The sequence below is a fragment of the Mycobacterium sp. SMC-8 genome, from assembly GCF_025263565.1.
GTDB lineage: Bacteria > Actinomycetota > Actinomycetes > Mycobacteriales > Mycobacteriaceae > Mycobacterium.
In genome coordinates, this window is sequence record NZ_CP079865.1 from 2,376,147 (window position 1) to 2,397,738 (window position 21,592).

Below are 21,592 nucleotides of genomic sequence, written 5' to 3' on the forward strand. Positions count from 1 at the left end.
CGCCTTGCACGTCCACGGGGTGCGGTGCCTAGAAGTAGCGGGGGAACGGCGACCAGTCCGGGTCGCGTTTCTCCAGGAACGCGTCGCGGCCCTCGACCGCCTCGTCGGTCATGTACGCCAGCCGGGTGGCCTCACCGGCGAACAGCTGCTGACCCACCAGGCCGTCGTCGGGCAGGTTGAACGCGTACTTGAGCATCCGGATGGCCTGCGGCGACTTGCCGTTGATCTCTGAAGCCCATTGCAGCGCGACATTTTCCAGCTCGGCATGGTCGACCACCTCGTTCACCGCGCCCATCGCGTGCATCTGCTCGGCGGTGTAGGGCCGGCCCAGGAAGAAGATCTCACGGGCGAATTTCTGGCCGGCTTGGCGGGCCAGGTACGCCGACCCGTAGCCGCCGTCGAAGGAGCCGACGTCGGCGTCGGTTTGCTTGAAGCGGGCGTGCTCGCGGCTGGCCAGCGTCAGGTCGCACACCACGTGCAGCGAGTGCCCGCCGCCGGCTGCCCATCCGTTGACCAGACAGATCACCGGCTTGGGCATGAACCGGATCAGCCGCTGCACCTCGAGGATGTGCAGCCGTCCGGCCCGCGCCGGGTCCACGGTCTCGGCGGTCTCCCCGGACGCGTACTGGTAGCCGCTGCGGCCGCGGATGCGCTGGTCGCCGCCGGAGCAGAACGCCCAGCCGCCGTCTTTCGGCGAGGGTCCGTTGCCGGTCAGCAGCACCACCCCGACGTCGGAGGACATCCTGGCGTGGTCGAGGACGCGGTAGAGCTCGTCGACGGTGTGCGGGCGGAACGCGTTGCGCACCTCGGGGCGGTCGAAGGCCACCCGGACCGTCGGCTTGCGTTCACCGCCGGCGATGTGGCGGTGGTAGGTGATGTCGGTCAGGTCATCGAAACCGGCCACCGGCTCCCACAGGCCGGCGTCGAACGGATTGCTCGCAGGGTCAGACACGTCTCAAACGTTATCGAAGCGGAATACCGGGCAGCGCCCGACCAACGCTTCGAACTCGTCGGGATGGGATCCGGTCACCAGGGCCCGGTCGTCACAGTTCGATGCCGTGGGCCCGCAGGGCCGCGAGCAACCCGTCCCTGCGTTCCCGGGTGGGCAACGGATCGACGAGCGCGAACGCGCAGCCCAGCGCGCGGGCACCGCCGTCGGCTTCGTCGCTGTCCCCGACCATCAGCGCCCGCTCGGCGGGCACGCCCAGCCGATCCAGCGCGGTCTGGAAGATCGCCGGACCGGGTTTGACGGCGCCCACCTCGAACGACAGCACGAACTCGTCGACGTGGGCCCGGCCGCCGAGCGCCCCGAACGCGGGCCGGATGTCGAACGCGATGTTGGAGACCACCGCGGTTCTGATTCCGCGCCGGCTCAGACCGTCGAGCACGGCCACGGTGTCGGGGTACGGCGTCCAGCAGGCCGGGTCGATCACCCTGCTGTACAGCGACTCCGCGTGGTGATCGGCGAGTCCTGACTCACGCAGCACGTGCAGATAGGCCTCACGGTGCAGGTGTGGGGCCAGATCGCGGCTCATCCACGCCTGCAGCGCATCGGGTGTCATGGGCACCGACCTGCCGGTCGGCGCGGTCAGGCGGCGCATCAACTCGGCCTGCACATGCCCGTCGATCTCACGGTTGCCCTCGGGGGTCATCGGGCTGTCGAGTTCCATCTCGGCGAACCAGCCGTCGTCCTCTTCGAGCCGAAACAGCGTCCCGGAGAAGTCGAACAGCACCGCCTGCAGGTCAGCCACCCCACCATCCTGCCAGGTGTGAAAACTTCGCTGATTGGCTAATTAGCGCCCATGACTGTGTTCGACGACCTGCCGGAACCCGTCGTCGTGGTGGTGCCCGCGCACAACGAGGCGGCCCACCTGCCGGGCTGCCTGCGCGCGGTGACGACGGCGGCGTTGTGCGTGCCGAACCCGGTCACCACGGTCGTCGTCCTGGACTCGTGTGACGACGGCAGCGACGCGCTGGCCGGGCGATTCGGCCCCGACGTTCACTTCGTGACCATCGACGCGGGCAACGTCGGGGCCGCCCGGGCCGCCGGCTTCGAATACGCGCGCGCATTGCCGGCCCTCGTCGGAGCCGACGCGTGGTACGCGACCACCGACGCCGACAGCGTCGTGGACTCCGATTGGCTGGTCCGAATGACCGATCCGGACCGTCACGCCGACGCGGACATGGTGCTCGGCGTGGTGCATGTCCCGGTGTGGCGCCACTTCTCGCCGGCGCTGGCGCGCCGGTATCTGCGTGCCTACCGTGCCAAGAGCGCCCCCGGACAGGGACACGGTCACATCCACGGCGCCAACATGGGTTTCGCGGCATCGGCCTACTGGAGCGTCGGCGGCTTCCGCGCGTTGCCCAGCAGCGAGGACGTCGACCTGGTGGAACGATTCGAAGCGGCGGGACTGCGGGTGCACCGCGACCGGCGCCTGTCGGTGGCGACGTCGGATCGTCGGAACGGCCGCGCCCCAGAAGGTTTCGCGAAGTACCTGCGTGACCTCGACGGGGCCGAACACTCGGACGACCCGTGTCCAACGGGGCTGAGCGCGTGAACGCCGGCCTGGTTCGCGACTGGCTCGCCGCAGGGGACCTGGACCTGCCGCTCCCCGGCCGCGGCCGCACCGCGCAACGGTGGGCGCAGCTCACCGCGCTCGCCGAACTCGACCTCACCGCAGCACGATTGGCCGAGGCCCACACTGACGCGGTCGCCATCCTGGCCGAACTCTGCGGAGATACGCCGCCGCCGGGGCAGCTGTGGGGGGTGTGGGCGGCCGAGTCCAGCGAGGCATCACTGACCGCCATCGTCGAGGGAGCCCAGGTGCTGCTCGAAGGCACCAAGACGTGGTGCTCCGGGGCGGGGTTGTGCTCACATGCGCTCGTCACCGCGAGACTGCCGTCAGGAGAGCGTGGCCTGTACGGGGTCGACCTGTCCGGCCGCGGGGTGCGGGGGCTGCCCGGCCGGTGGAGCAATGCGGGCATGGCCGAATCTGACACGCGCTCAGTGCAATTCCACGGCGCACCGGCCACCCCCGTCGGTGCACCCGGTGAGTACTTGAGCCGGCCCGGCTTCTGGCACGGTGCGGTCGGGGTGGCGGCGTGCTGGCTGGGCGGCGCCCGGGCCGTCGCCGCGGCGCTGTACGACCGGGTGCGTGGCGGCCGGGGCGACGCGCACACCGCGGCGCATCTGGGTGCGGTCGACGCCGCCCTGAGTGCTGCCGCGGCGACGCTGACGGTGACCGCGGCCGAAGTCGACGCCGATCCGGCCGACAAGGCCGGACGCGCGGAACTGCTGGCTCGCCGGGCGCGCGCCGTGGTGGAGACAGCCGTCGACGAGACCCTCACCCGCACCGCCCGCGCGCTCGGCCCGACGCCGTTGTGCGCGGACCCCGTGCACGCCCAGCGGGTGGCCGACCTGAGCGTCTACGTCCGGCAAAGTCACGCCGAACGCGATCTGGAGCGGTTGGGCGCGCTGGCCGGGGAGGCGACGTGACCACCGCCCAGCTGGACAACACCGCCAGGCTGGCCGCCTGCCCGCTCGCCGAAGGCGGTACCGCCGAACAGGTGTGGACTTCGGCCGGCTTGTCGCTGCCCCGGCTCGATCTGTGCGACTGCGCCGAACTGGTGGTCGTCGGCGCACACCCCGATGACGAGACCCTGGGATTCGGCGGGGCGGTGGCATCGCTGGCCGAAGCCGGTGTGCCGGTGCAGATCGTGTCGTCCAGCGATGGCGGCGCCGCGTTTCCGGATGCGTCACCGCTGCAGCGGTATCGGCTGGAGAAGACCCGCAGGGCCGAATTGCACAGCGCGGCAAATGTTCTCGGGGTAGCGCCGCCGATCAGTTTGGGGCTGCCCGACGGACAGCTCGCGCAGCACGAACAGCGGCTCTCCGATCTGCTCACCGAGATCCTGGCCGACCGGTCGCCGGGAACCTGGTGCGCCGCGACATGGCGGGGCGACGGGCACCCTGACCACGAAGCCGTCGGCCGGGCCGCCGCGGTGGCCGCGCAGCGCACCGGCGTCACGCTCGTCGAGTATCCGGTGTGGATGTGGCACTGGGCGCTGCCGGATGACCGGGCGGTGCCGTGGCAGCGCACCTACACCGTGCCCCTCACGCCGGTCGCGTCGCAACGCAAACTCACTGCCGCGCAGTGCTTTCTCAGTCAGTTCACGCCACCGTCGCCCGGCGCGGAGCCGGTGTTGCCGCCGTATGTCCTGTCGCGGCAGTTGGCGGTGGGGGAGGTGGTCTTCCGCTGACTCCCCGGCTTCCCGACAGCTATTTCGACCGCATGTATGCGCAGGCGGCCGACCCATGGCGGCTGGAAAGCCGGTGGTATGAGCGGCGCAAGTACGACATCACCGTGGCATTGCTGCCGTACGCCCGCTACCGGCATGCCTTCGAGCCGGGCTGTTCGATCGGCGTGCTCACCCAGAGGCTGACCGGCCGCTGTGATCACCTCACCAGCTCCGACGTCAGTGTGGCGGCACTGGATTCCACACACCGCCGACTGCTCGGCGCAGGTGTGCGGGACAAGGTGACGCTGCTGCGCGGCTCACTCGATGGGCCCTGGCCCGCCGGGCCTTTCGACCTGGTGGTGCTTTCGGAGGTCTGCTACTACCTCGCGCCGGCGACGTTGCGGGAGGTCCTGGACCGTGAGGTACCCCGCCTGCGACCAGCGGCGACCGTGCTCGCCGCACATTGGCGCCACGACGTCGAGGACTATCTGATGAACGGCGACCACGCCCACGACATCATCGGCGCCACCGACGGACTGCATCATCTGGGTGGGTACCGCGACACCGACGTGGTGATCGACGTGTTCGACACCGCCGGCGCGACGTCGGTGGCCGCCCGCACCGCCGTCCCCGGCGCCTGACCCTCTTCCCCACCTTCAGAGGGCGAGGGTGCGTGTCGGCAGCCGACACGCCGCGAAAAATCCGGCAACGACGCACGCTCGCGCCGACGGAGTCAGCAGCCCCGCACCCCGCGCACATCCGGCCTCGACCACAAACTCAACAATTTCGTCATCATCCTGTACCCCGGCGTCCTCACACGTAGCGGCCGCGCCCGGCCAGCGCGCCGGCCACGATCTGCACGGCGTACACGGCCAGGAACATCACCCACGGCACCGTCCACCCGTGCGACACGTCGTGCAGCAGTCCGAACAGGAACGGTCCGGTTCCGGCGACGAGATACCCGAACCCCTGCGCCATGCTCGACAGTTGAGCGGTCTCCTCGGCGGTGCGGGCACGCAGGCCCAACACCGCGAGCGCCATGGAGAACGCGCTCATCCCGATGCCGATCAACACGCTCCACAGCAGCGGCTGTGCGCCCGGCGCCACCATCAGGCCCACCGCCCCGGCGAACCCGAACACCCCGACCGCGACGATCCATGCGCTCTGGCTGGGTCTGCGCGCGGCCAGCGGTGCGATCAGCAGCGACAACGGAACACCGATCAGCGAGGTCAGCCCGACGAGAAGGCCGGCGTTGACCTTGTCGACGCCGTTGTCGATGAAGACCTGGGGCAGCCACCCCATCACGATGTAGGCCAGGAACGACTGGCTGCCGAAGAACGCGGTGACCGTCCAGGCCAGCGGGTTGCCGAGCAGTGACCGACGCCCGGCGGTGGGCCGAGTGTGGGCCGCCCAGGCGTCGCGGTGCCGGCGCGTGGCCGGGATCCACACCGCGAGCGCGAGGAACGAGACGACCGCCCACGCGGCCAGCGCCTCGCGCCAGCTGCCCAGCGGAGCCTCCAGGCCGGGCGTGGCCGCCGATCCGAGCGCTCCGCCGCCTTGCAGCGCCGCGGTGTAGATGCCGGTCATCAGCCCGATTCGGGCGGGGAACGATCCCTTGATGACGACCGGGATCAGAACGTTGGCCAGGGCGATGCCGGCGCACGCGACCAGCGTGGCGCCCAGGACGACCCGGGGTCCGTCCACCACGCGCAACGCAAGACCCGCGGTCAGGGCCACCATGGCCGCCGAGATGGTCCGTCCGAGGCCGATGCGGGACGCCAGCCATGGTGCGGCGAAGCCGGCGCCGGCAAAACACAGCGCCGGAAGTGTGGTCAGCAATCCGGCCCAGGTGGCCGAGACCCCCAGCTCGGCGCGCATGTCCCCCAGCACGGTCGCGATGCTGGTGACGGCGGGACGCAGGTTCAGCGCGGTGAGCACAACGGCCAGCGCCAGTAACACGCCGCCGGCGACTCCGGGTACCCGGCTCGACGCGTGGGACGTCGAATCCGCGGTGATGGTCTGCCGGTCGGTGTGCATCTTGCTACCGTGCCATACATCCCATGATTGGACGAAAGGGTTTACGTGTGCCATTGAGCACTGCGCGTCGGGCAGGTCTGGTCGAGCAGGTCATCGAGCAACTCAGGCATGCCGTCCTCGCCGGCGAATGGCCGGTCGGGGAGCGGATACCCAACGAAACCGTGTTGGTCCAGACACTCGGGGTCGGACGCAACACGGTACGTGAGGCGGTCCGCGCGCTGGCACACGCCGGAATCCTCGAGGTCCGTCAGGGTGACGGCACCTACGTGCGCGCCACCAGCGAGGTGTCCGGAGCGTTGCGCCGCCTGTGCGGCACCGAACTGCGCGAAGTGCTCGAAGTGCGAAGGGCGCTCGAGGTGGAGGCCGCACGCCTGGCCGCCGCCCATCGCACAAAGGCCGACGTCGACCAGATGCGCGCACTGCTGGCCCGCCGCGACGAGCACGGGGCCGCCGGCGACACCGAGGGGTACGCCCGCGTCGACGCCCAGTTCCACCTCGCCGTGGTGCGCACCTCCGGCAACCGCACCCTCATCGAGCTCTACTGCGGACTCATGGAGGCGGTCACCGCCAGCGTCGTGACGACGCAGCATGTGCCGGTAGACCGCTGCGATCACCGCGTGCTGCTCGATCAGATCGCCGCCGGAGACGCTGAACGAGCCGGCCGGACGGCAGGGGAGTTCCTGGACCGGATCCTGGCAGGCGTCGGCTCAGCCGACTGAACGCCCCGCGCCTTCCCAGAACTGCGCCCGTACGGCCTTCTTGTCCGGCTTGCCCAGCGCGGTCACCGGTACCGAGTCCACCACGATCACCTGCTTGGGTGACTGCACCGAACCCTTGCGCTCCTTGACCGACTCCTGGATCTCGGCGGTCATCGTCGCGACGGCGGACTCGGAACGGTCGGCGTCGGGCCGCAGCACCACCACGGCCGTCACCGCCTCGCCCCACTTTTCGTCCGGGGTGCCGATGACGCACACCTGGGACACCGAAGGATGTTCGGCCACGACGTCTTCCACCTCGCGGGGGAACACGTTGAACCCACCGGTGACGATCATGTCCTTGGTGCGGTCGACGATGTAGTAGAAGCCGTCCTCGTCTTCCCGGGCCAGGTCGCCGGTGTGCATCCAGCCGTCCCGGAACGTCTCCGCCGTCGCCTCCGGCAGGTTCCAGTACCCGCCCGATAGCAGCGGCCCCGCCACGCAGATCTCGCCGACCTCGCCCTGGGGCACCGGCTGACCGTCCTCGCCGAGCAGCGCCACCTTGGCGAACAGCGTCGGCCGCCCGCACGAGGTCAGCCGCTTCTCGTCGTGGTCCCTTTTGGACAGGTAGGTGATCACCATCGGCGCCTCGGACTGGCCGTAGTACTGCGCGAAGATCGGCCCGAACCGGCGGATCGCCTCGGCCAGGCGCACCGGGTTCATCGCCGAGGCGCCGTAGTACACCGTTTCCAGCGACGACAGGTCGCGGGTGTGCGAATCCGGGTGGTCCATCAGCGCGTAGATCATCGACGGCACCAGCATCGTCGCGGTGATCTTCTGCTCCTCGATGACGCGCAGCACCTCGGCCGGATCGAACTTCGTCAACACGATCAGCTCGCCGCCCTTGACGATCACCGGCGTGAAGAACGCCGCACCGGCGTGAGACAGCGGCGTGCACATCAGGAAGCGCGGGTTCTCCGGCCATTCCCACTCGGCCAGCTGCACCGTGGTCATGGTGGTGATCGACTGCGTGGTGCCGATGACGCCCTTGGGCTTGCCCGTGGTGCCGCCGGTGTAGGTCAGGCCGCCGATGTGGTCGGGCGGCAGGTCGGCGGCGACCAGCGGCTTGGCCGGGTACGTGGCGGCCTCGGCGGTCAGATCCACAGCGGTCACGCCGGCGGCGGCGAGTTCAGGCGGGACGGGCCCGATGGTCAGCACCTGCTTGAGCGACGGCACCTTCTCCACGAGGCCGAGGGCACGTTCGACGAACATCGGGTTGGGGTCGATGATCAGCGACGTGACCTCGGCGTCGGACAGCACGTAGGCGTGGTCGTCGAGGGAACCCAGCGGATGCAGCGCGGTGCGGCGATAACCCTGCGTCTGGCCGGCGCCGATGATCATCAGCACCTCGGGACGGTTCAGCGACAGCAGTCCGACCGCCGCGCCGGTTCCCGCTCCCAGCGCCTCGAACGCCTGGATGTACTGGCTGATGCGGTCGGCCAGCTCGCCGCCGGTCAGGGTGGTGTCCCCGAGGAACAGCACCGGCTTGTCCTTGTGGCGCTTGAGCGCGCCGACGGTGAGGTGGCCGGAGTGGAGGAAATGGCGCAGCTGATCACTCATGCCGACCAGACTAGAACGTGTTCCAATTCCAGTCAGCCGGTCCCCGCGAAATCGCATTCCACGTGGGGCTACGGCGAACTTTTGCGCGTGGAATGCGAGTTCGGCGGCGGACGGTCAGAAGCGGGCCGGGACGTGACCCAGTTCCCGCAGCCACCCCTTGCGCGCCGCCGGATACCACGCGAGCGACCCGGGCAGATACCGCCAGCCCGTGCGGATGGCCGACCGGATCGCGCGGTAGCGCCGTTCGTCGCCGCGCGTCCAGCGGATGCCGAAGCGGTCCCGCACCAGGGCGGGCAGGCCGCCAAAGATCACCAGCCGCATCGGCGGGGCCAGCGCCATCCGCACCGGCAGGGTGGGCAGCAGCGCGTCGGCCAGCGGACGCAGCCGGGGATGGCTCGGATAGTAGGGGGAGGCACTCATGTCCGGGATCGCCCGCCTGCCGATGAACTCGACCAGATAATCCGACGCCGGGTTGGGCTGCAGCACCTCACGGCAGTAGCGGTCCACCTCGCCTTCGAACGCGGCGCGATCGGCGGGCACGACGCTCGCGGTCATCCCGTAGCGGCGGTACCACTCGCGGCCCTCGGCGTAGAGCTGCTCGCTCTCCTGTGTGGTCAGCCCGTGCGAGTCCCAGTGCATCGCCAGCCGATCCACCATCCGCTGAAAGGTTGCGTGCGCCCACCAGAACGTCTCCGGGTGCAGCGCGTGATAGCGCTGCCCGTCCGCCAGGGTGCCCTTGATGTCGTGGTGAAAGTCGCGGACTCGCAGTCCCGTCGCCTCGGCCAGGTCCCCGTCATACACCGTGCCGAGAATGCCTGGCAGTGAACGGAAGACGCGGTCGACGGGGTCGTCGAAGAAGTCGGAGTGGTCGATCAGCCCCTGCCCGATCGCCGGGTGCATCGTCTGCAGCAACCCCGCGGTGCCGCCTTCGAACGCGATGCGCATGTCCCCGGCCCAGCGCCACAGCAGCGACGACGGACCGAGGGCGTCCTCAGCCGGGGAGTCGGCCGACGTCATGCTGCTGCTCCCCGAAGTACTTGTCCAGCTGGCGATTCCGTGACCGGTCGCCCCACCGCTCCAGGTAGGCCCGGCCCCGGCAGGTGCGGGACAGCAGTTGATAGCGGACGGTGTTCTTGGCGATCGCCGGCAGCACGGCCCAGGGCAGTGCCCGCGGTAGTTCCAGGTCGGCCATGCCCTCGGCGCGCAGGAAGAACCGCAGCATGCTCAGCAGCCTAGCCCGGTGGTAGGCGCCGCGCAGCGCGGCGGCGTTGGGGTAGTGCAGCTCGCGCTGTGCGTCGACGATCGCATTGGCCAGTGCCGGCCCGGCGGCGCTGACGGTGGACTGGGTGACCAGCAGGTGGTAGTTCAGCCGGTGCTGCTGAGCTTCGTTGTCGCATAACCAGTCCTCGTCGACTCCCATCAGCCAGCCGACGTACTTCCACAGATGCATGATGGCGCGGGACTCGGCGGGGCTGACGCGCACACCCAGCATCCGCACCCCGAGCAGTAAGGCACCGTTGAACAGGCCCAGGGTCGCGGCCTGGTCGGTCTGGTTGATCGGCAGCCCCCAACGCTCGATGTCCCAGCGGCCGTTGCGCTCGAACTGATGGTTGACCAGTGCGTGCATCAACCGAACGTGCACGGTGAGTTTGAAGCCTTCGCCGTCGCGGCGCATCGCATCGGGCTCGGAGACGGCGACGGCCCACTTCTGGGTCTCGGCCAGCCGTCGCACGGTCGTGCGGCCGGTCAGCCCGCCGGTTTCGACGAGCAGGTCGGTCGGACCGCCGAACCGGTACCCGCCGATCAGCGACAGCTGCAGCATCACGTCTGCGGCGTTGGTGCCGAGGCGCCGGTACGCGGCGGCACCCCGGTTGACGAGGTCGAAATCGACCCAGGCTGGGGTGTTCTCGACGACGGCGAAGAAATCGCGCAGCGGTGCGGGGCAATTCGGCACGGCGTCGACACCGTGCTCGAGGGCCAGCTTGAACTGGCCCATGCTCACCCGGTCGGGGCCCTCGGATTTCATCGCCGCCACCAGCGCCGCCCCGACCTCGTCGCGGTGCATGAGGCGCCTGCCGATTTTGGTGGTCAGCGTCGAGTCGAGCCGGACGGTACGGGTGAGTGCGCGCAGCGGCCGACCCATCCTGCGGTTGCGCCGTTCCCCCTCCATGAACCGGCGGGGGTATACGGCGGCGGTTTCCTGTGTCACCATGGCGCCATGCTGACACGAGCGATCATTCGCGTTCAATTCGCGTACGCATGAGCGCTGATCCGTCGTCCCGGCTCCGTCGGGCGCCCCGCCAGGAACGGTCCCGCGCCATGGTGGACCGCATCCTGGACGCCGGTGAGCAGATGCTGATCACGCATGGATTTGACGGCGCCTCGACCAACCGCATCGCCGCCGCGGCGGGCATCAGCCCGGGGTCGCTCTATCAGTACTTTCCGAACAAAGACGCGATCGCCGCCGCGGTCATCGACCGGTTCAGCGACCAGTTGTCCGCCCGGGTGGCGGCGCGGGTGTCCGAGCGGCTGGACCAGCCCGCGCCCGACTACGTCCGCGAGTCGATCGCCGCACTGGTCGACGCTCTCGACGTGCACCCCGAGTTCCTGCGGGCGGTGATGGAACAGACGCCGCGATTGGGTGCGGCCAGCAAGCTGGTGGCGTTCGAACAGCGCATCGGAGAGCTGACGGTGGCCTATCTGACGATCAACAAGCGGCAGGTCCGGGCCGACGCGACACTCGACACCGCGGCCTGGATGCTGGTTCGGATGGTCGAACACCTCTGTGTGCGCTACATCCTCGACCAGCCGCCGATCGAGCGGGAGAAGTTCATCGACGAGATCACGCTGATGGCACTGAACTATCTGCGACCCTGGCCGGCCCCGCCGCCGGACCGTTTCCCGTCGCGGTGACCAGCGCCTCAGAACGCGAATTGAATGCGAGCCGCCGCTCGTGTCAGAAATTCGTCCGCCGCAGGCGGGGATTTTGCTGATTCCTTGCCTATCGGAGAAGCTAATGGGCATACTCATGCCGACAGGGCGGGAATGCGACGGGTTCGGCGGGTGCCGCAGGCGTCAATTAACGCTCTCAACTGCAGAAAACACGCCGACCACCGAGGTTGGCACGAGCAAAATCGAAGGCATTAAGTAAATGGTCGTTCAGCGCGGATGAGCGCCGACGCAAAGGGTGACGGAGCCACCGTCATCACCGACTGGGCCGGCGGCTACGTCAAGCGTCACCCGCTGGCGTCGTTGGCGACGGTCGGCAACCAGTTCATCCTCGGTGTTCGCACCCTCCAGTATTTCCTGATCGACCTGTTCACCGGGCGCTTTCAGTGGCAGGAGTTCATCCGGCAGGGCGCGTTCATGGCGGGGACGGCGGTGTTGCCGACCGTTTTGGTGGCGCTGCCCATCGGGGTGACGCTGTCGATCCAGTTCGCGCTGTTGGCCGGCCAGGTGGGCGCCACCTCGCTCGCCGGCGCCGCGAGCGGGCTGGCGGTGATCCGGCAGGCCGCGTCGCTGACCGCGGCGATCCTGATGGCCGCGGCGGTCGGCTCGGCCATCACCGCCGACCTCGGATCGCGCACGATGCGCGAGGAGATCGACGCGATGGAGGTCATGGGTGTCTCGGTGATCCGCCGCCTGGTGGTCCCGCGCTTCGCGGCGGCGATCATGATCGGCGTGGCGCTCACCGGAGTCGTGTGCTTCGTGGGCTTTCTCGCCAGCTACCTGTTCAACGTGTACTTCCAGAACGGTGCTCCGGGCAGCTTCGTCGCCACCTTCGCCTCGTTCACGACGACCGGCGACATGATCGTGGCGCTGGTGAAGGCGGTGATCTTCGGCGCCATCGTCGCCGTGGTGTCGTGTCAGAAGGGGCTGGCCACGGTGGGCGGCCCCACCGGCGTCGCGAATTCGGTGAACGCCGCCGTGGTCGAGTCGATCCTCATCCTCATGGTCGTCAACGTCGCGATCAGCCAGCTCTACATCATGCTGTTCCCGAGGGTTGGGCTCTGACGTGGCGTCGACCTTCGTACCGCCGCTGCTGGCCCCGTTCGTCCGCCTCTGCGGGAAGGTCACGCCGCCGATCGGGCGGCTCGGCCACATGCTGGTGTTCTTCGTGCGGGCGATCGTGGCGATCCCGTTGGCGCTGCGGCACTATCGCGCCGAGTTCGTCCGCCTGCTGTCGGACATCGCCTGGGGCAACGGCTCTCTGGTGGTGGGCGGCGGAACCGCGGGGGTGGCGATCGTTCTCGGTGTGACCGTGGGTGCGCTCGTGGGCATCGAGGGATACAACTTCCTGGACCTGCTGGGGCTGGGCCCGGCGACAGGGATCATCTCCTCACTGGTGAACACCCGCGAGTTGGCCCCGATCGCGTTGTCGTTGGCGTTCGCCACCCAGGCCGGCTGCCGGTTCACCGCGCAGCTGGGGTCCATGCGCATCGCCGAGGAGATCGACGCGCTGGATTCTCTTGCCATCCGGCCGATCCCGTATCTGGTGACCACCCGGCTGATGGCCTCGGTGATCGCGGTCATCCCGCTCTACGTCGTCTGCCTGGCGGTCAGCTATCTGACGACGCAGGTGGTGGTGCGGGTGATCAGCGGCGGGGCGACGGGCTCGTACCTGCACTACTTCACGCTCATGCTGTCGGGTCAGGACATCCTCTACTCGCTGCTCAAGGCCATCGTCTTCGTGTGGATCGCCACGACGATCCAGTGCTACTACGGCTTCTACGCCAGCGGAGGCCCCGAGGGCGTCGGCGTTGCCGCCGGACACGCCATGCGGGCCAGTATCACCGTGGTGATCATCGTCAACATGCTGCTCACCATGGCGCTGTGGAACGTCGACGCCGGAGCGAGGTTCGGAGGGTAGGTGGCGAATTCCTTTGACCTGGACGGGCGCGGACCCACCGATCGCCAGTTGTTCGGTGGGGGGATCGCGGTTGTCCTTGTGGCAGCGCTGATCACGTCGACCCTGCTGGTCAAGGCGACGGGCCGCCTCGACCCGTTCGTCCGCGTGGTGGCGAATCTCGTCAACGTCGGCGACGGGCTGCCGCAACGCTCCGACGTCAAGTACCACGGCGTGTTGGTGGGCGCCGTCGACAGTGTCACGCCGGCCGCGCACGGCAACCCGAACTTCGTTCACATCAACCTGAACCCGGAGTACGCCGCGTCGATACCGGCCACCGTCACCGCAAGGGTGGTGCCCAGCAACGTGTTCGCGGTCTCATCGGTGCAGCTGGTGGACCGTTCGCCGGAGGGGGTGAGCCCGGGCGCGGCAATCACCGCCGGTGCGCACATCCCGGAGGACACCGAACTGCCCACCGTGCTGTTCCAGACCACGATCAGCAAATTGCGCGACATCCTGGCGGCCACCGGGCGCGGCCGCGAGGACAAGACGGTGGGCATCCTGGCCGCGGTGAACGCGGCGACCGAGGACCGCCGCAGCGAGCTGCTCGCCGGCGGTGCACAGCTGAGCCGGCTCGTCGACGAGATCGACGGGATCGTCGCGACCGATCCCGGGCCGACCACGGTGTCGGCTCTGGTCGACGCCACCAGGGGACTGCGGGCGACCGCGCCGGAGTTGTTGGACGCGTTGCACATCGCGGTCGGACCGATGCGGACCCTGGTGGAGCAGAGGGCTCAGCTCGACGCGCTGGTCAGCAGCGGTCTGCACACCATGGGGACCACCCACACCGCGCTGAACAACCACACCGACCGGCTGGTCAAGATCACGTCGGAGCTGACGCCGGTCATCGGGAATCTGGCCGACACGTCGCATCACTGGCTGCCGGCGTTCCTCAAGATCAACGGGCTGTCCGACAAGTTCTTCAACGAGGTGTGGCGACCCGAGCGCGATATCGGCAACATGCGCATGAATATCTCGCTGACCCCGACCTACACCTACACCCGCGCCGACTGCCCGCGATACGGGGAATTGAAGGGGCCGAGCTGTTACACCGCACCGCTGGTGGTCACACGGCCGGAGTTGCCGGATGTGCTGTTGCCGCAGAACTATCAGCCGCCCGCGGATCTGGCGCCCCCGCCGGGCACCGTGGTCGGCGAGAACGGGAACCTGGTGGCTGTGGGACCGCCGCTGATCAACCCGAATCCGAACCTGGCCGACCCCAATCCGCCACTGCCGCCGTGGATGTCGCCTGCGCCTCCGGTTCCCGGAACGGCGAACGACGCGCTGATCCCGATACCGCCGCCTCCGGTGAATCAGTCTCCGCTGGCGCCGGTGGCGCCCAAACCCGCTGACTCGGCCCGACGTCCGCCGCCGCCTCCCATCGGACCGGCTCCGGCTGCTCCCGCGCCGGCCCCGCCGCTGCCCGCCGAAGCCGCCCCGGCGTCTGCTGTATTGCCGGCTCAGCCGGGGTCGTTCGGCGGGAACGTCGGCCCCGTCGGCAGCCCGTATGAGCGCACGACGCTCAGCGTCATCACCGGCCGGCCGGTCACTCCGGCGACCCAGTTGCTGCTCGGGCCGGTCGCCCGCGGGACCACGGTCTCGCCGGCACCGCCGGCCCCGGGAGAGGAGCCCCGATGAGATCCCGTGGCGCACTGGTCGGGCTGTCGCTGTTCATGGCGGTGGCCGTGACGTTGACCTGGCTGGTCTATGTCACGCTGCGCCGCGACGTCGCCGGATCCACGGTGCCGTATGCGGCGATCTTCACCGACGTGTTCGGGCTGCGCGAAGGCGACGACGTGCGAATGGCCGGCGTGCGGGTGGGCCGGGTGGAAAGCATTGAGCTGCAAGGCAAACAGGCCAAGGTTTCCTTCGTGGTGCAGGCCGACCAGCAGGTGCTGGGCAGCACGGTGGCGTCGGTGACCTACCAGAATATCGTCGGGCAGCGGTACCTCGGGCTGTCGCTGGGTAACCTGGGCGAGCCGGAACCGCTTCCGGCCGGCAGCGTCATCCCGGTCGAACAGACCGATCCGTCCTTCGATGTGGGCACGCTGCTCAATGGATACGAGCCGCTGTTCAGCGTGCTCGACCCGAAGCACGCCGACGACCTCACCAAGGGCGTCATCCAGTCGCTGCAGGGCGACGAGGGCTCGATCACCGCGCTGATCGACCAGACGGCACAGCTGACCGACGCGTTCGCCGGCCGGGACGAGGAACTCGGCGGCGTGATCACCGACCTCAACGTGGTGGTGGCCAATCTCGCCAGGCACAACGACGATCTCGACCACATCGTCGGCCAGGCCCGGTCGGTGGTGTCGACCTTCGACGCACGGCGCCCCGAACTGATCGATTCGATGGGCTCGATCGCCAAAGTGATGCGCCAACTTTCGACGATCTCCGACGAGGTGTACACGCCGCTGAACGAACTCGTGCAGCGCCAGCCCGGGTTCGCCAAGCACATGGTCGGGATCGAACCGCAGTTGGCGTTCGTCGGCGCCAATCTTCCGCTGCTGCTCAAGGGATTCGCGCGCATCACCGGCGAAGGCACCTACGCCAACGCCTACGCGTGCAACCTGGACGGCACCGCATTCTTCCCGGGACTCAACGACGTCACCCCGATCGTCGTCGCCGCCGCCACGCCCGGCAACAAAGCCCGTTACACCCCGAAGTGCAGGAACATGGCCAATGGCTGATCAAACCCCGAAGACGCGGCGCCGGCGGCGCCCGCTGGAGAGCTACAGCGCCATCTGGCTGGGTGTCGTCGCCGTCGCGGTGGTCGTGGTGCTCGTCGCGACGCTGCTGCTGTTCAGAGTCGCCGATTTCGGCTACCGCCACTACACCGCGCGCTTCCTGCAGGCCGCAGCGCTGCAACCGGGCCAGCCGATCACCGTCGCCGGCATCCCGGTAGGGGAAGTGACGAGCATGGAGCTCGCCGGGGATCACGTCGAGGCGGGTCTGAAAATCCGCGACGACGTCGTCCTGGGCGAGGATTCACGGGCCTCGATCAAGGTCACTACGATCCTGGGGTCGCGCTACCTCGCGATCTATCCCGACGGTCCGGGATCGTTGCCGGACAACACCTTCGACTTAACGCACACCGAGGTGCCCTACGACCTGCAAGAGGCGCTGTCCGACGTCGCCACCACCTACGAGCAGGTGGACTCCGACCAGTTCGCCAAGACGTTGGCGATCCTGGGCAAGCAGTTGGAAACCCTGCCCCCGGTGGTCCCGCAGGCGCTGGAGAACACGCACACACTGTCGACGATCATCGCGCAGCGCCGTGACCAGCTGGGTGAGCTGCTGAAGACGACCGAGATGGTCAGCACCACGCTGCGCCGCCAGCAGGCGACCATCGGAAATCTGGTGGATCAGGGCAATTCGCTGCTCGGGGAGTTCGTCGCACGACGCGCCACGTTCCAGGCGATGATGGACGCACTTACGAACCTGGTGCAGAACTTGAGTGGGACGGTGATCGACGACCGTCCCGAGTTGGAGGAGCTGCTCACCAACGTGCGCGAACTGTCCACCCTGCTCGGAAAGAACGACGCCATGGTGCGCAGCATCCTGCAGACCGCGCCGATCGCGCTGCGCAACCTGACCAACATCACCGGCACCGGTAACGCGATCGACTTCAACGCCTCTAACGGCCTGCTGATCGACTCCTGGATGTGTGCGATCAGCGGTCGAGCCAAGCAGTTCGGCCTGATCGAGTACTTCCAGGACTGCAAATGAGCCGCGCACGCGAGGAGCGAGGGTGAGAAGCGCCAGATCCAGGATCATCGCGATCGCCGCCATCGGTGTGGCGGTGGCGGTGGTGGTTACCGCCATGGCCGTGCGATTCACCACGGACCGGCTCGACACCATCACCGTGACCGCTCAATTCGACAGCGCGGCAGGCCTGTACGAGGGCAACACGGTGGCAGTGCTCGGGATGCCGGTAGGCAAGGTCACCAAGATCACCCCGAAGGGTGGATACGTCGAAGTCGATTTCACCGTCGACAAGGACGTCAAGATTCCCGCCGATGTGCAAGCCGCCACTATCTCGAACTCGATCCTGACCGATCGGCAGATCGAGTTGACGCCGCCGTATCAGGACGGCCCCACATTGCAGAACCGCGACACCATCGGCTTGAACCGGACCCGGACACCGGTCGAATTCGCCCGTGTGCTCGACGTTCTCGACAAGCTCGCGGTCTCGCTGCGCGGGGACGGGAAGGGCAACGGGCCGATCGCCGACGTGGTCGACGGGAGCGCCGCTGTCGTCGACGGCAACGGCCAGCAGATGAAGGACGCACTCGGCGAACTGTCGAATGCGCTGCGGCTCAGCTCCGATCGGGGCACCGTGACCAAGGACCAGCTGACCACCATCGTCCGCAATGTGAGCTCGCTGTCGGATGCCGCCGCGCGCAATGACGCGATGATGCGGGAGTTCGGCTCGTCGGTGCGCGCACTGAGCCAGATCCTGGCTGACGAGGATCTCGGCAGCGGCACCACCGGTAAGAAGATCAACGAAGTGCTCGACCAGGCCGGCGAGGTGCTGGAAACCCACCGGGATTCCATCAAGGATCTGGTGGCCAATGGCGATGTCGTGCTGAACACCGCCGTCGATCACGAGCGCGATCTCATGGAGTTGCTCGACGTCGCGCCCATGACGCTCGACAACCTCTACAACGTGGCCGACCAGAAGAACGGTGCCCTGAGGGTGAAGGTGGTCACCGACAAGGTCTTGTTCGACAACCAGTTGATCAAGGAGGTCTGCAACATGATGGGCCTGCGGCAACTAGGGTGCAGCACGGGAACTCTGCAGGACTTCGGACCGGATTTCGGGTTGAGCTACATGCTGGATGGGCTCGCGGCGATGGGGCAGAAGTGATGGCGACGATCAGGAGTCGCCGCAGGGTTGCCGCGGCCCTGGCGATGGCCACCTGTCTTACCGTTTCCGGTTGTGCCACTGAGGGTTTGGCCAGCTTGCCGCTCCCGGCACCCAACGTGGGATCCGGCGGATATCGGCTGAATGCGGTGTTCACCAACGCCCTGAATCTGCCGGCCAACGCGAAGGTGAAACTCGCCGGTGCGGACGTCGGTCAGATGGAGTCGATCGCGGCGCGCAATTACACCGCGGTGACCACCCTGCGGATCATGGACGGGGTGGCGCTGCCGCAGGGCAGCACCGCCGAACTGCGATCGGCGACCCCACTCGGAGATGTGTTCATCGCCATCAAACCGCCCAGCCGCGTCGAACCGGGTGTCCCGCTGCTCAAGGACGGCGACACCATCGGATTGGACTCGACGACGGCCGCCGCGACCGTCGAATCGGTGCTGGGCTCCGCGGCGATCCTGGTCAACGGCGGTGCGGTGCGCAACTTCACCAACATCATCAACGGTCTGGGTAAGGCGACCGGTGACCAGGGCCAGGCGTTCGGCAACCTGATCGACAAGACCAACCGGACGCTCGGCAAGCTCAACGCCCGATCGGAAGAGATCTCGACCGCGATGACCGAGACCTCACGGCTGGCCTCGGAGATCGCGGCCAAGAACCAGGTGATCAGCGACGTGATGGCGCAGGCGCGTCCGGCCACCGACACGCTGGCGGCCCACACCACGCAGATCGCCGATCTGCTGACCCAGGTCGGCGACGTCTCCGACCAGTTGCGCAAGTTCCCGTCGATCGCAGGAACCGACACCACGGGACGCAGCGTGATCGCGGACGCCAACACCATCGCCGGCGCCTGGAACGACGTCGCGGTGGCGCCGGATGCCACCCTGTATGCGCTCAACCGCTTGATGCCGCCGTTCATCAAGTCGATGACGAGCAACGCGATCGCGCTGGATGCCAGCTTCGACCGGTTGGTCCTGGGATCGATCCCCGACATCGGGTTCGCGGGTGACTCCGGATTGCACGGACCCAAGCGGCACGACTGGCATCAGCTGGTCGGCACGCTGAAGTACACACTGTGGCGGCTGCAGGAGCGGGTCGTGGGCAAGGGGCCCGGCGTCCCGCAGATCCCGGTGATCCCCAGCCCGACCGAACCCGGCGAGATCATCGCCGTCCCCCCGGCGGCGACACCGGCTCAAGCACCGGCACAAGCACCGGCACCGGCACAAGCACCGGCCCTTCTGCCGGCAGAGGCTCCACGATGATCGCCGGTGCCGCGGACCGGATCGTCGGTGTCGTCCGGTACGGCTATCGGCGTCGCACCTGGCTGTCGGCGCTCGCACTGGTCGTGACGCTCGTCGTCGCGGTCGCGTACCTGTTGTTCGGTGCCTTACGGGTGAATCCGTTCGCGTCGAGCTACCGGCTCACCGTCGAGTTGCCGGAGTCGGCGGGGCTGCTGCCCAACCAGGACGTGACTCTACGGGGTGTGCAGATCGGCCGGGTCGAACGGCTCGACATCACCCCGGCCGGCGTAAATGCCATCGTGAATGTCGAGTCGACGGTGCAGATTCCGGAATCCTCGGCGGTGCGGGTGTCGGGGCTGTCCCCGGCCGGTGAGCAGTACATCGATTTCGTCCCCGAGGCGCAGACGGGTCCGTTCCTGGCCGACGGCGCCGTGGTCGGGTCGGGCAGGGCCACCGTCCCGGTCAGCCTGGCCGAACTGCTGGCCAACGCCGACGGAGCGCTGGCTCAGGCAGACGTCGGCAAGCTCGAACTGATCAGGAGAGAACTGAGCCTCAGTGAAGCCGGGCCGCAGAAGCTCGCCGACATCGTCGACGGCGGCACCTTCCTGCTGTCCACCCTCGATTCGGTCCTGCCCGAGACCAGCTCCCTGCTGCGCACCAGCCGGGTGGTTTTCACCATGGTCGCCGACAAGAACCCCGGAATCGACGTCGCCTCCGACAATCTCGCCGAGACCTTCGAGGGCATCAACAGCATGCGCGAGGGCTACCGCCGGTTGACCGATCAGACTCCCGCCGCGTTGGCGGCCGTCGACAACCTGTTCCTCGACAACTCCGACACCATGGTCCAGTTGCTGGGCAATCTCACCACCACGTCTCGGCTGTTGTATCTGCGGGTACCGGCGCTGAACGCGTTGTTCCCGACGCACCGCACGTCGGTTCTCGACGCCCTCGGCACCGCGATGCACGACGGCGGGCTGTGGGGGAACGCTGAGATCTATCCGCGTTACACCTGCGACTACGGCACCCCGAAGCTGCCTCCGTCGTCGGCGGACTTCCCGGAACCGTTCATGTACACCTACTGCCGGGACGACCATCCCGGGGTGCTGGTCCGCGGTGCCAAGAACGCGCCACGGCCCGCCGGTGACGACACCGCCGGACCACCCCCGGGCGCCGATCTCGGCCGGCAGACCGATCCAACCCCGAAGGGGCGCTACACGATTCCGACGCCCTACGGTGGCCCGACGCTTCCCATCGAGCCGCCCCGCTGAACCGAGACCGTCCGCTAGGAGATGATGATGTCCGTGAGCACCGACGAAGACCACGACACCGGCAAGAAGCCGGACGCCGTAGACGCCGCAGAGCAGTCCGAACCTCCTGCCGCCGAGTCCGGGGCCAAAGACGAGCCCGACACGACCGGCACCAGGGACGGTCGGCGAAGCCGAGTGGTGCGGGCAGCCGTGGCCGCGGCGTTCGTCGTGCTGCTGGCGGCGGTCGGCTTCCTGGGCTGGCAGTTGTGGCAGGAGCGGCAGATCGCACAAGCCGGCGAACAGGCACGGCAAGCAGCCGCGGAGTACGCGCAGGTCTTGACGAGTATCGACTCGTCGAAGGTCGACGAGAACTTCGACGCAGTGCTCGACGGAGCGACCGGCGAGTTCAAGGACATGTATTCGCAGTCGAGTACAGAGCTGCGGCAATTGCTGATCGACAACAAGGCGGCCGCCCACGGCGTAGTGCTGGAATCTGCGGTCCAGTCGGCGTCGAAGGACAAGGCCGTCGTGCTGCTGTTCGTCGACCAGTCGGTCACCAACACCAACGTGCCGGATCCGCGCATCGACCGCAGCCGCATCAAGATGACCATGGACTACATCGACGGCCGTTGGCGCGCAAGTAAAGTCGAGCTTCCCTGAGGATCCATGAGGAGACGTGCCACATGCGCCTGCTGAGTCCGGTACTGGCCGCGGCGGCCACGGTCGCCACG

The 21,592-nt window shown here is 68.1% G+C and carries 21 protein-coding genes and 1 pseudogene; 15 read left to right on the top strand and 7 right to left on the bottom strand.

What is annotated here, in order from left to right:
• Positions 1 to 28: 28 nt before the first annotated feature.
• The 3 genes and pseudogenes from KXD97_RS11645 to KXD97_RS11655 all read right to left on the bottom strand — a co-directional run bounded on the left by KXD97_RS11645 (position 29) and on the right by KXD97_RS11655 (position 1,751).
• Positions 29 to 952, bottom strand: coding sequence for a 1,4-dihydroxy-2-naphthoyl-CoA synthase (locus KXD97_RS11645; protein ID WP_260756924.1), 924 nt, complete (start codon positions 950 to 952; stop codon positions 29 to 31).
• Positions 953 to 955: 3 nt separating this feature from the next.
• A pseudogene (locus KXD97_RS11650) lies at positions 956 to 1,033 on the bottom strand (deazaflavin-dependent nitroreductase); the annotation flags it as partial.
• Between the two features lie 10 nt (positions 1,034 to 1,043).
• Positions 1,044 to 1,751, bottom strand: a complete 708-nt coding sequence (locus tag KXD97_RS11655) for an HAD family hydrolase (protein ID WP_260756925.1) — start codon at positions 1,749 to 1,751, stop codon at positions 1,044 to 1,046.
• A 51-nt stretch (positions 1,752 to 1,802) separates the two neighbouring features.
• Here KXD97_RS11655 and KXD97_RS11660 point away from each other — a divergent pair, with 51 nt between their 5' ends.
• From KXD97_RS11660 to KXD97_RS11675, 4 genes are read left to right on the top strand one after another with little or no spacing between them, the layout of a single operon-like run.
• Complete coding sequence (locus tag KXD97_RS11660) at positions 1,803 to 2,558, top strand: glycosyltransferase family 2 protein (protein ID WP_260756927.1); 756 nt, start codon at positions 1,803 to 1,805, stop codon at positions 2,556 to 2,558.
• Positions 2,555 to 3,496 (top strand): acyl-CoA dehydrogenase, encoded by a 942-nt coding sequence (locus tag KXD97_RS11665; protein WP_260756928.1) that lies wholly within the window; start codon positions 2,555 to 2,557, stop codon positions 3,494 to 3,496. The genes KXD97_RS11660 and KXD97_RS11665 overlap by 4 nt, the downstream gene beginning before the upstream one ends.
• Positions 3,493 to 4,260: a PIG-L deacetylase family protein gene (locus KXD97_RS11670; RefSeq protein ID WP_260756929.1), complete on the top strand. Its 768-nt coding sequence runs from the start codon at positions 3,493 to 3,495 to the stop codon at positions 4,258 to 4,260. The genes KXD97_RS11665 and KXD97_RS11670 overlap by 4 nt, the downstream gene beginning before the upstream one ends.
• A gap of 32 nt (positions 4,261 to 4,292) precedes the next feature.
• Positions 4,293 to 4,880, top strand: coding sequence for a nodulation S family protein (locus KXD97_RS11675; RefSeq protein ID WP_260756930.1), 588 nt, complete (start codon positions 4,293 to 4,295; stop codon positions 4,878 to 4,880).
• A 172-nt stretch (positions 4,881 to 5,052) separates the two neighbouring features.
• Here the strand turns inward: KXD97_RS11675 and KXD97_RS11680 are convergent, their stop codons facing one another.
• A complete protein-coding gene (locus KXD97_RS11680; RefSeq protein WP_260756931.1) occupies positions 5,053 to 6,276 on the bottom strand; it encodes an MFS transporter in 1,224 nt (407 codons plus the stop codon).
• A gap of 47 nt (positions 6,277 to 6,323) precedes the next feature.
• On the opposite strand from KXD97_RS11680, the gene KXD97_RS11685 reads away from it, so the two are divergent.
• Entirely contained in the window at positions 6,324 to 6,995 is a 672-nt protein-coding gene (locus KXD97_RS11685; RefSeq protein ID WP_260756932.1) for a FadR/GntR family transcriptional regulator, read from the top strand.
• On the opposite strand, the gene fadD8 is transcribed toward KXD97_RS11685, so the two are convergent.
• The 3 genes from fadD8 to KXD97_RS11700 are packed head-to-tail and all read right to left on the bottom strand — an operon-like array spanning position 6,984 to position 10,803.
• Complete coding sequence (gene fadD8, locus KXD97_RS11690; protein WP_396885052.1) at positions 6,984 to 8,648, bottom strand: fatty-acid--CoA ligase FadD8; 1,665 nt, start codon at positions 8,646 to 8,648, stop codon at positions 6,984 to 6,986. The genes KXD97_RS11685 and fadD8 overlap by 12 nt on opposite strands.
• A 57-nt stretch (positions 8,649 to 8,705) precedes the next feature.
• Entirely contained in the window at positions 8,706 to 9,608 is a 903-nt protein-coding gene (locus KXD97_RS11695) for an oxygenase MpaB family protein (RefSeq protein WP_260756934.1), read from the bottom strand.
• On the bottom strand, positions 9,583 to 10,803 hold the full coding sequence (locus KXD97_RS11700) for an oxygenase MpaB family protein (protein WP_260756935.1): 1,221 nt from the start codon (positions 10,801 to 10,803) through the stop codon (positions 9,583 to 9,585). Before KXD97_RS11700 ends, KXD97_RS11695 begins: the two co-directional genes overlap by 26 nt.
• Positions 10,804 to 10,850: 47 nt before the next feature.
• Here KXD97_RS11700 and KXD97_RS11705 point away from each other — a divergent pair, with 47 nt between their 5' ends.
• The 10 genes from KXD97_RS11705 to KXD97_RS11750 all read left to right on the top strand — a co-directional run bounded on the left by KXD97_RS11705 (position 10,851) and on the right by KXD97_RS11750 (position 21,521).
• Positions 10,851 to 11,504, top strand: a complete 654-nt coding sequence (locus KXD97_RS11705; RefSeq protein ID WP_260756936.1) for a TetR/AcrR family transcriptional regulator — start codon at positions 10,851 to 10,853, stop codon at positions 11,502 to 11,504.
• Positions 11,505 to 11,759: 255 nt separating this feature from the next.
• On the top strand, positions 11,760 to 12,605 hold the full coding sequence (locus tag KXD97_RS11710) for an ABC transporter permease (protein WP_260756937.1): 846 nt from the start codon (positions 11,760 to 11,762) through the stop codon (positions 12,603 to 12,605).
• Positions 12,606 to 12,693: 88 nt separating this feature from the next.
• The gene (locus tag KXD97_RS11715; protein WP_396885385.1) at positions 12,694 to 13,461 is read left to right on the top strand and encodes an ABC transporter permease; all 768 of its coding nucleotides are present in this window, start codon (positions 12,694 to 12,696) and stop codon (positions 13,459 to 13,461) included.
• Positions 13,462 to 15,135 (top strand): MlaD family protein, encoded by a 1,674-nt coding sequence (locus KXD97_RS11720; RefSeq protein WP_260756939.1) that lies wholly within the window; start codon positions 13,462 to 13,464, stop codon positions 15,133 to 15,135. It begins immediately after the preceding gene.
• Positions 15,132 to 16,187, top strand: coding sequence for an MCE family protein (locus KXD97_RS11725; RefSeq protein WP_260756940.1), 1,056 nt, complete (start codon positions 15,132 to 15,134; stop codon positions 16,185 to 16,187). The genes KXD97_RS11720 and KXD97_RS11725 overlap by 4 nt, the downstream gene beginning before the upstream one ends.
• On the top strand, positions 16,180 to 17,226 hold the full coding sequence (locus KXD97_RS11730) for an MlaD family protein (protein ID WP_260756941.1): 1,047 nt from the start codon (positions 16,180 to 16,182) through the stop codon (positions 17,224 to 17,226). Before KXD97_RS11725 ends, KXD97_RS11730 begins: the two co-directional genes overlap by 8 nt.
• 22 nt (positions 17,227 to 17,248) lie before the next feature.
• The gene (locus KXD97_RS11735; RefSeq protein ID WP_260756942.1) at positions 17,249 to 18,367 is read left to right on the top strand and encodes an MCE family protein; all 1,119 of its coding nucleotides are present in this window, start codon (positions 17,249 to 17,251) and stop codon (positions 18,365 to 18,367) included.
• Positions 18,367 to 19,635, top strand: a complete 1,269-nt coding sequence (locus tag KXD97_RS11740; RefSeq protein ID WP_396885057.1) for an MCE family protein — start codon at positions 18,367 to 18,369, stop codon at positions 19,633 to 19,635. Before KXD97_RS11735 ends, KXD97_RS11740 begins: the two co-directional genes overlap by 1 nt.
• Complete coding sequence (locus KXD97_RS11745) at positions 19,632 to 20,882, top strand: MlaD family protein (RefSeq protein WP_260756943.1); 1,251 nt, start codon at positions 19,632 to 19,634, stop codon at positions 20,880 to 20,882. Before KXD97_RS11740 ends, KXD97_RS11745 begins: the two co-directional genes overlap by 4 nt.
• Positions 20,883 to 20,909: 27 nt before the next feature.
• Complete coding sequence (locus tag KXD97_RS11750) at positions 20,910 to 21,521, top strand: tetratricopeptide repeat protein (RefSeq protein ID WP_260756944.1); 612 nt, start codon at positions 20,910 to 20,912, stop codon at positions 21,519 to 21,521.
• Positions 21,522 to 21,592: the final 71 nt, after the last annotated feature.